The organism is Acidiphilium sp. AL (assembly GCF_025499445.1).
GTDB lineage: Bacteria > Pseudomonadota > Alphaproteobacteria > Acetobacterales > Acetobacteraceae > Acidiphilium > Acidiphilium iwatense.
This window is the reverse complement of record NZ_JAIMBZ010000104.1, coordinates 1-2060: the sequence shown is the minus strand read 5'-3', so window position 1 is coordinate 2060 and position 2060 is coordinate 1. Positions and strand designations below refer to the sequence as shown.

Genomic DNA, 2060 nt, shown 5'->3' with positions numbered 1-2060 from the left:
CGTCGCATAACGCCAGAGCGCAACGAGGAGCTTGCGTGCGAGCGCCACGATCATGACCCGCCGGACTCGACCGGCCGCGCCGTTCGTCCGCTCGTTGAACCACTGGGACAGCCTGCTTTGCGGCTGATGATGAAGCCAGCGCCAGGCGATCTGCAGCATGTGCGAGCGGAAGATGGCGGGACCGGTCTTTGCAATTCCCTGGTCCCGGCTGACTGTTCCGCTCGCCCAGGGCATCGGCGCCAGTCCGCTCCATGCGGCAAGCTCACGTCGGTTGTTGAACTTGCGCCAGAAGGCCTCGCGCACGAGCACCGATGCGTCGTTCGGGCCGACGCCTTTGATCCGGGCGAGCGACGCGATCATCGCAGCATCGGCATCGGCCGAGCCCTGATCGCGGTGCGGGGTCTCGATCGTCTTCCCGAGAGCGATGGCGTCGCGCTCCGCACTCACGTCCTTCAGCTGCTCGAGGACAACACGAAGGCGGCCGATCTCGCGTCGCATCTCGTCTTTCAGCCGCGGTCCGAGCGAGCGACCATCACCGGTGACAAGTTCGTCGAGCTGCCGCTCAGCGCCGCTGGCGCGCGGGTCGAAGCCGACGATCCCTTGTGTCAGCAGGAGTCCCCGAATGCGGTTGGTATGCGCGGTGCAGTCGTAAACCAAGCTCTGTCGTTCCCGTACGAGCCGACGGTGGTCCTCCTGCTCCACACTAGGAACGTTGACGGCGCTGAGCACCTGGTCCTCGCCCCTGTTGTAGGCCATCAGCGCACGGATCATCGCCTTCGCGTCGATCCGATCCGTCTTCGCGCGCTTGGCGCGTCGGTTGACCAGCAGGCTGGAAGGGTCGATCACCAAGACACGGAGCCCGGCGGCGGCGAGCCGGCGGTAAAGCCAGAAGCCTTCGTACCCGGCTTCGTAACAGCACAGGACCGGCACGTCCGCGATGCCGACGACGTCAGCGGCACGAGATCGAAGCCGCTCGACGAGAGCCAGCAAGGCGGCCGCGTCGCCCCATTCGACGGTATGAATGCCCACCTTGCTCGACGTGGGAATGTGAGTACCCACGACCCACTTCGACCGGCTCATCTCGATCGCGACGAAGATCGGATCGGTATTGATGGACGGAGCTGGGGCAGCGACTTCCTTCTCGGCAAACATGTTGAATCCTTCCAGAGGTGAACCCCCCGCGTAGCCCGGTATGGCCGCACTGCGCTCATCCCCATAGGATCTCTGAATGACAGCAGGTCTATCATCGGCGCGCGATTTTCCGAGTGAGCCGTCGGATATGAGCGAGGAATACCCATGCGGCTGCGCTCTGGATGGTTGCCTCGAAATCCTTGGCGAGACGGCGGCATCGGCCGAGCCATGCCAGGGTTCGTTCAACGACCCAGCGCCGAGGCAAGAGCACAAAGCCCTTGGTAGCATCTGATCGTTTGACGATCTGGAGCGTCCAGGTTCCAATCGTTTCAAGGTGCTCTTTCAGTTTCGGGCCGGCATAGCCACCATCAGCGAAGAGATGGCGCAGCCACGGATAGAGCGAGCGGATGGTCTTGATCACCCGCACGGCGCCATCGCGATCCTGGATATCGGCGGCATGAATATCGAGCCCGACTAGATGGCCGAGCGTATCGGTGATGATGTGACGCTTGCGACCGTTGATCTTCTTGCCGGCATCGAACCCGCGCGGCCCGCCGGCCTCGGTGGTTTTGACCGACTGGCTATCGATCACGCCGGCGGTCGGGGTGGGTTCGCGGCCGGCCTGTTCGCGCGCCATCATGACCAGCGCGTGGTTGATCCGCTCAAGCGTACCATCGCGCGAGAAGCGATAAAAATAGCTCTGGATCGTGGTGAACGGCGCGAATTCCCGTGGAATTTGCCGCCATTGGCAGCCGGTAGTCAGCATGAACAGGATTGCGTTCATGATCATGCGCTTGCCAGGCTCGGGCTTATCGCCTTGCGGCAGCCCCGTGTCCGGCACGGCCGTATCGTCGGCCTCGGCCCTTTCTTCCGCCGCGGCCTGCTCGGCTTCGTTGAAGATGCGGTCCCTGACCTTTTCGCTGCGCGGG

At 63.5% G+C, this 2060-nt stretch carries 2 protein-coding genes; both read right to left on the bottom strand.

Features of this window, described 5'->3' with window-relative positions; genetic code table 11:
- Nucleotides 1–1152, bottom strand: a 1152-nt coding sequence (locus AiwAL_RS20035; protein WP_262313475.1) for an IS110 family transposase, incomplete at its 3' end; no start/stop codon positions are given.
- A 91-nt stretch (nt 1153–1243) separates the two neighbouring features.
- Nucleotides 1244–2032, bottom strand: coding sequence for an IS5 family transposase (locus AiwAL_RS20030; protein WP_262313476.1), 789 nt, complete (start codon nt 2030–2032; stop codon nt 1244–1246).
- Nucleotides 2033–2060: the final 28 nt, after the last annotated feature.